Here is a 6,377-nt window from a genome sequence, read left to right on the forward strand (position 1 = left end):
CCTGTTGACGAGAATCGGCCGTCCCGTTTATCGTCCTGGTGACGAGAAGTAAGGGGTTCCCATGGCCGACATCACCCGGCGCCTCGGCCGGCGCCACCTGCGCGGTGTGCCCACGGCACACATCCGGCACCACCGCTCCGGCACGCTGGTGCACGACGGGCCCGGGCTCAGCTTCTGGTTCCGGCCGCTGACCGCCGCGCTGTCCGAGGTGCCGGTGGACGACCGGGAACTGGCGATGACCTTCCACGCCCGCACCCACGACTTCCAGGACGTGGCGGTCAGCGCGACGGTGACCTACCGGATCGCGGACCCGGCCACCGCCGCCGCCCGCCTGGACTTCTCCATCGACCCGGACACCGGCGTGTGGCGCGGCGCCCCGCTGGAGCAGCTCGGCACCCTGCTCACCGAGACCGCCCAGCAGCACGCGCTGGACGTGCTGGCCCGTACGCCCCTGGCGGTGGCGCTGGTGGACGGCGCGGCGGCGGTGCGCGAACGGGTCGCGGCGGGACTGGGCGCCGAGCCCAGGCTGCCCGCCACCGGCATCGAGGTGGTCGCGGTGCGCGTGATGGCACTGCGCCCCGAGCCGGAGGTGGAGCGGGCCCTGCGCACCCCGGCCCGCGAGCAGATCCAGCAGGAGGCCGACCGCGCGACCTACGAACGGCGGGCCGTCGCGGTCGAGCGGGAGCGCGCCATCGCGGAGAACGAACTGGCCAGCCGCATCGAGCTCGCCCGCCGCGAGGAACGGCTGGTGGAGCAGCGGGGCACCAATGCCCGCCGCGAGGCGGAGGAGGAGGCCGCGGCCGACGCCGTGCGCGCCCGGGCGGAGGCGGCCCGGTCGGTGCAGCTGGCCGAGGCCGAGGCCACGCGGACCGCCCGGCTGGCCGAGGCGGAGGCCGAGCGGACGGTGCGGATCGCCCGCGCGCAGGCCGAGGCGGCCCGCGAGACCGGCGAGGCACGCGCCCAGGAACGGGCGGCGTGGCTGCGGGTCCACACCGAGGCCGGTGTCGGCGGCGCCGAGGCGCTGCGGGCGCTCACCGCCGCCCGGCTCGCGGAGAACCTGCCGCGCATCGACAGCGTGACCCTCTCCCCCGACGTACTGACCGGGCTGCTCGCCCGGCTGACCGGCGAGACGCCGGACGGCGCGCGGTGAGCCTCGCCCCGCGCGCCGTACTGGTCCACCGCACCACCGAGTACGAGGAGCTGGTGGCCCGGCACGGTACGCACGGGCAGGCCGCGTTCTTCCTCTCCTCGCGCGGCCGGGACATCGAGGAGGTCGCGGAGCGCCACCGCCGCGCGCGCCGCGCCCTGGCCGAGGTGACCGCCGCCGTGCCGCTGAACTGGCGCCAGGCGCTGCTGGAGCGGGCCGACCTGGACCGCTTCCTGTTCGCCCCCGAGGACGTGGTCGTGGTCGTGGGCCAGGACGGGCTGGTGGCGAACGCCGCGAAGTACCTGGACGGCCAGCCGGTGATCGGCATCGACGCCGATCCGGGACGCAACCCCGGTGTGCTGGTACGGCACCGGCCGGGCGACGCCGCCGCCCTGCTGGCCTCGGCCGGGGGCGCGGCGGACGAACTGACCATGGTCGAGGCGGTCACCGACGACACGCAGCGGCTGGTGGCGCTGAACGAGATCTACCTCGGCGCGCCGGGCCACCAGACCGCCCGGTACCGCCTGGGTCTCGACGGCGACAGGGGTGTCGTCGAGGCCCAGGCTTCCTCCGGGGTCCTGGTGGGCACCGGGACCGGAGCCACCGGCTGGCTCCGGTCGGTGTGGCAGGAGCGGGGCGGCACCCTGCCCCTGCCGGCGCCGACCGAGGCCCGGCTGCTGTGGTTCGTCCGCGAGGCGTGGCCGTCCCCCGCCACCGGGACGAGCCTGGTCGGGGGCGGCCTCACCGCCTCGGCGGCCCTGACGCTCACCGTGGAGTCCGACCGCCTGATCGCCTTCGGCGACGGCATCGAGTCCGACGCGCTCCAGCTCACCTGGGGCCAGACGGTGCGGGTGGGGGTGTGCGGGCGGCGGCTGCGGCTGGTGGGCTGAGGCCGCCGCCCCGCCTACAGCCGCGGGTCCACCGGCTCCGACTCCAGCGCGAGGACGCCGAACACCGCCTCGTGCACCCGCCACAGCGGCTCACCGTCGGCGAGACGGTCCAGGGCCTCCAGACCGAGGGCGTACTCGCGGAGCGCCAGCGACCGCTTGTGGTTGAGGAACCGGCCCCGGAGCCTGGCCAGATTGTCGGGGCGCGTGTACTCGGGTCCGTAGATGATCCGCAGGTACTCGCGTCCCCGGCACTTGACGCCCGGCTGCACCGGCCGGCCCTGTCCGTCGCGGACCAGCGCGCCGAGCGGCTTCACGACCATGCCCTCGCCGCCCCGGCCGGTCATCTCCAGCCACCAGTCGATACCCGCCCTGACCGACTCCGGGTCGCCGGTGTCGACGTACAGGCGCCGGGTGGTCTGGAGCAGGCCGGACGCGTCGTGCTCCACCAGCCGGTCCAGCAGGGCGAGCTGCTCGTCGTGCGGGAGCGCGGCGAGGCTGCGGCCGCGTACCGCCAGCACCTGGAAGGGGGCGAGGCGGACACCGTCGAGGCCGTCGGTGGTCCAGCAGTAGCGGCGGTAGGCGTCGGTGAACGCGGCCGCGTCGGCGGCCCGTCCGCGCTGCCGGTCCAGCAGCGCGGACACGTCGGCGCCCCGCTCCCCGGCCGCCTCCAGCGCGGCGAGCGCGGGCGGGAACACGGCGCCGGAGGCGGCGCCCACGGCGGCGTACTGGCGGCGCAGCAGGCCCTGCGACTTCAGCGACCACGGCATCAACTCGGCGTCCAGCAGCAGCCAGTCGGTGTCGAGCCGCTCCCACAGGTCCGCCTCGGTGACCGCCGCGCGGAGCCGTCGCAGGATCTCCTCGGTCACCGCGCCGTCGTCGAAGAACGGCCGCCCGGTCCGGGTGTAGAGGGCACCCGTGGGCCCCTCCGCCACGCCGAACCGCTTGGCGGCGGTCGCCGCGTCCCGGCACACGAGGGCCACGGCGCGCGAGCCCATGTGCTTCTCCTCGCACACGACCCGCCCGACCCCGTCCCGCGCGTACTGCGCGAACGCCTCGGCCGGGTGCTCCAGGTACCCCTCCTCGCGGGAGGTCGGCGTCGGCGCCATGGTGGGCGGGAGATACGGCAGCAGGCGGGGGTCCACGGCGAAGCGGCTCATCACCTCCAGGGCGGCGGCCGCGTTCTCCTCGCGCACCGCGACCCTGCCCAGGTACCGCGTCTCGACCCCGCCCCGGCCGGTGACGTCGGCCAGGTCCAGCGGCCGTCCGTCCTGGCCGCCGGGCGCGTCGACGCGCAGCGGCCGGACCGGCTCGTACCAGGTCCGCTCGGCGGGGACGTCCACGATCTCGCGTTCCGGCCAGCGCAGCGCGGTCAGCTTGCCGCCGAAGACGGCGCCCGTGTCGAGGCAGATCGTGTTGTTGAGCCAGGTGGCCTCCGGTACCGGGGTGTGGCCGTACACCACCGCCGCGCGGCCCCGGTAGTCCTCGGCCCACGGGTAGCGCACGGGCAGGCCGAACTCGTCGGTCTCGCCGGTGGTCTCGCCGTACAGGGCGTGCGAGCGGACCCGGCCGGAGGTGCGGCCGTGGTACTTCTCCGGCAGACCGGCGTGGCAGACCACGAGCCGGCCGCCGTCGAGGACGTAGTGGCTGACCAGGCCGTCGACGAAGCGGCGCACCTCGTCCCGGAACTCCTCGCTCTCACCTTCCATCTGGGCCACAGTCTCGGCGAGGCCGTGGGTGTGCTGGACGGTACGGCCCTTGAGGTAGCGGCCGAACTTGTTCTCGTGGTTTCCCGGCACGCACAGCGCGGTCCCCGCCGCGACCATGCCCATCACGCGCCGCAGCACGGCGGGGCTGTCGGGACCCCGGTCGACCAGGTCACCGACGAACACGGCGGTACGGCTCTCGGGGTGGACTCCGTCGTGGTAGCCCAACTTGGCCAGCAGCGACTCCAGTTCGGCGGAGCAGCCGTGGATGTCGCCGATGATGTCGAAGGGACCGGTGAGGTGGGTGAGGTCGTTGTACCGCTTCTCGGTGACGATCGTGGCGCCCTCGACCTCGGTGACCCCGCGCAGCACATGCACCTTGCGGAAGCCTTCGCGCTCCAAGTGCCTGAGCGAGCGGCGGAGTTCACGGGTGTGCCGCTGGATGACCCGGCGGGGCATGCCCGCGCGGTCGGGGCGGGCCGCGTTGCGCTCGGCGCACACCTCCTCGGGCACGTCCAGCACGATGGCGATCGGCAGCACGTCGTACTTCTTGGCCAGTTCGACCAGCTGCCGCCGGGCGTCCGGCTGGACGCTGGTGGCGTCGACCACGGTACGGCGGCCCGCCGCGAGCCGCTTGCCCGCGATGTAGTGCAGGACGTCGAAGGCGTCGCCGGTCGCGCTCTGGTCGTTCTCGTCGTCGGCCACCAGGCCCCGGCAGAAGTCGGAGGAGATCACCTCGGTGGGCGCGAAGTGCTTGCGGGCGAAGGTCGACTTGCCGGAGCCGGTGGCGCCGACGAGGACGACGAGAGAGAGGTCGGTGACGGGCAGCGCCCGTCCCGTGGTGGTCCCGCTCATGCGGCCTTCGCCTCCTTCTTGTCCTGCCCGGTCTTGTCCTGCTCGGTGGTGTCGCGGTGGAAGACGGCCATCTGGGTGGGCGGCCCTACCTCGAAGTCGTCGGGGCCGACCGGGCGCAACTCGACGGTGTAGCCGTACCGTTCCGCGACGGCGGCGGCCCAGGCGGCGAACTCCGCGCGGGTCCACTCGAAGCGGTGGTCGCCGTGCCGGGCGTGCCCGGCGGGCAGGGTCTCCCAGCGGACGTTGTACTCGACGTTCGGCGTGGTCACCAGGACGTTTCGCGGGCGGGCCGCACCGAACACGGCGTACTCCAGCGCGGGCAGCCGGGGCAGGTCCAGGTGTTCGATCACCTCGGTGAGCACGGCCGCGTCGTAGCCGGTGAGCCGCTTGTCGGTGTAGGTGAGCGAGCCCTGGAGCAACCGCACGCGGGACGCCTGCCGTTCGCCCATGCGGTCCAGCTTGAGGCGGCGGGCGGCGATGGCGAGGGCGCGCGCGGACACGTCGACGCCGGTTATCCCGGTGAACCGGGTGTCCCGCAGCAGCTCCCGCACGAGGTGGCCCTCGCCGCAGCCGAGGTCGAGCACCCGGGCGGCGCCCGTCTCGCGCAGCACGGCGAGGACGGCCTCCCGGCGCTGGACCGCGAGCGGGGTGGGCCGGGGCTCGGCCTCGGTCTCCGCCTCGACGGCGTTGTCGATGTCCTCGACCTCGCTGTCGTCGGTCTCGGCCAGCCGTACCAGCTCCAGCCGCTCCATCGCCTGCCGGGTCAGCGACCAGCGGCGGGAGAGGTAGCGGTTGGTGATCAGCCGGTGCTCGGGGTGGCCGGGGAGCCAGCCCTCACCCGCACGCAGCAGCTTGTCGACCTCGTCCGGGGAGACCCAGTAGTGCTTGGCGTCGTCCAGGACCGGGAGCAGGACGTAGAGGTGGCGCAGCGCCTCGGCCAGGGTGAGCCGCTCCGACTCCAGCACCAGGCGGACGTAGCGGGAGTCGCCCCAGTCGGGGAACTGCGGGTCCAGCGCGACCGGTTCGGCGGTGACGTCCCAGCCCAGCGGGGCGAACAGGGCGCGCACCAGGTCCGGGCCGCCCTTCGCGGCGACGGCGGGCACCTCGATGCGCAGCGGCAGCGGGGCGGCGGCGCGTTCCGGGCGCGCCTTGCACACCCCGCGCAGGGCGGTGGAGAAGACGGCGCTCAGCGCGACGGCGAGGAGTGAAGAGGCCGCGTAAGGGCGGTCGTTCACGTACTGGCCGAGGGCCGCGTCGGGGGCGCCGCCGCGGCCCTTGCCCTTGCCGCGCCGGATCAGCGCGATGGGATCGACCTCCAGGAGCAGCGCGGCCGTGCAGCGCTCGACCTCCGCCTCGGGGTAGAAGACGTGCGCGGTCCCGTGGGACGTGCTGAACGTCTGCGCGTTGCCCGGGTTCTTGTGCAGCAGGAACCCGAGGTCGGTGGCGGGGGTGGCGGCGGTGCCGCGTGTGGAGATCGTCAGGAACACATGTCCGAGTCTCGCGGCCTCGGGGAGCGTTGACCACAGGTTTTCCGGAGCCGGGGCCCGCCTCTTCCTGATTGGCGGGCCCCGGCGGCGGGGCTCAGGAGAGCTGGGGCATGACCTCGGCGGAGATCAGCTCGAGCTGGTCCAGGTCGTCGAGGTCGAGCATCTGGAGGTAGACGCGCTGGGAGCCGACCTCCTGGAATCGGCCGATCTTCTCGACCACCTCGGCCGGGGTGCCGGCCAGGCCGTTGGCCTTCAGCTCGTCCACCTCGCGGCCGATGACGGCGGCGCGGCGGGC

Annotated in this window: 4 protein-coding genes and 1 pseudogene; 2 read left to right on the forward strand and 3 right to left on the reverse strand. The window is 74.3% G+C overall.

Annotated elements, in window-relative coordinates:
* Positions 1–61 precede the first annotated feature (61 nt).
* Entirely contained in the window at positions 62–1,150 is a 1,089-nt protein-coding gene (locus CCN33_RS17240) for an SPFH domain-containing protein (RefSeq protein WP_086694485.1), read from the forward strand.
* Positions 1,147–2,037 (forward strand): NAD(+)/NADH kinase, encoded by an 891-nt coding sequence (locus CCN33_RS17245; protein ID WP_086694486.1) that lies wholly within the window; start codon positions 1,147–1,149, stop codon positions 2,035–2,037. Before CCN33_RS17240 ends, CCN33_RS17245 begins: the two co-directional genes overlap by 4 nt.
* 14 nt (positions 2,038–2,051) lie before the next feature.
* Here the strand turns inward: CCN33_RS17245 and CCN33_RS17250 are convergent, their stop codons facing one another.
* From CCN33_RS17250 to CCN33_RS17260, 3 genes and pseudogenes are all read right to left on the reverse strand, one after another.
* On the reverse strand, positions 2,052–4,595 hold the full coding sequence (locus CCN33_RS17250) for a polynucleotide kinase-phosphatase (protein ID WP_086694487.1): 2,544 nt from the start codon (positions 4,593–4,595) through the stop codon (positions 2,052–2,054).
* Positions 4,592–6,082 (reverse strand): 3' terminal RNA ribose 2'-O-methyltransferase Hen1, encoded by a 1,491-nt coding sequence (locus tag CCN33_RS17255; protein ID WP_086694488.1) that lies wholly within the window; start codon positions 6,080–6,082, stop codon positions 4,592–4,594. The genes CCN33_RS17250 and CCN33_RS17255 overlap by 4 nt, the downstream gene beginning before the upstream one ends.
* 94 nt (positions 6,083–6,176) lie before the next feature.
* Positions 6,177–6,377 (reverse strand): annotated as a pseudogene (locus tag CCN33_RS17260) (LLM class F420-dependent oxidoreductase); the annotation flags it as partial.

Source organism: Streptomyces recifensis, assembly GCF_002154615.1.
Taxonomy (GTDB): Bacteria; Actinomycetota; Actinomycetes; order Streptomycetales; family Streptomycetaceae; genus Streptomyces; species Streptomyces griseoluteus.

What these genes read in the sequence shown, in the direction of transcription:
- CCN33_RS17250 (WP_086694487.1), bottom strand. Translation starts at nt 4,595, where the DNA reads ATGAGCGGGACCACCACGGGACGGGCGCTGCCCGTCACCGACCTCTCT.
- CCN33_RS17240 (WP_086694485.1), top strand. Translation starts at nt 62, where the DNA reads ATGGCCGACATCACCCGGCGCCTCGGCCGGCGCCACCTGCGCGGTGTG.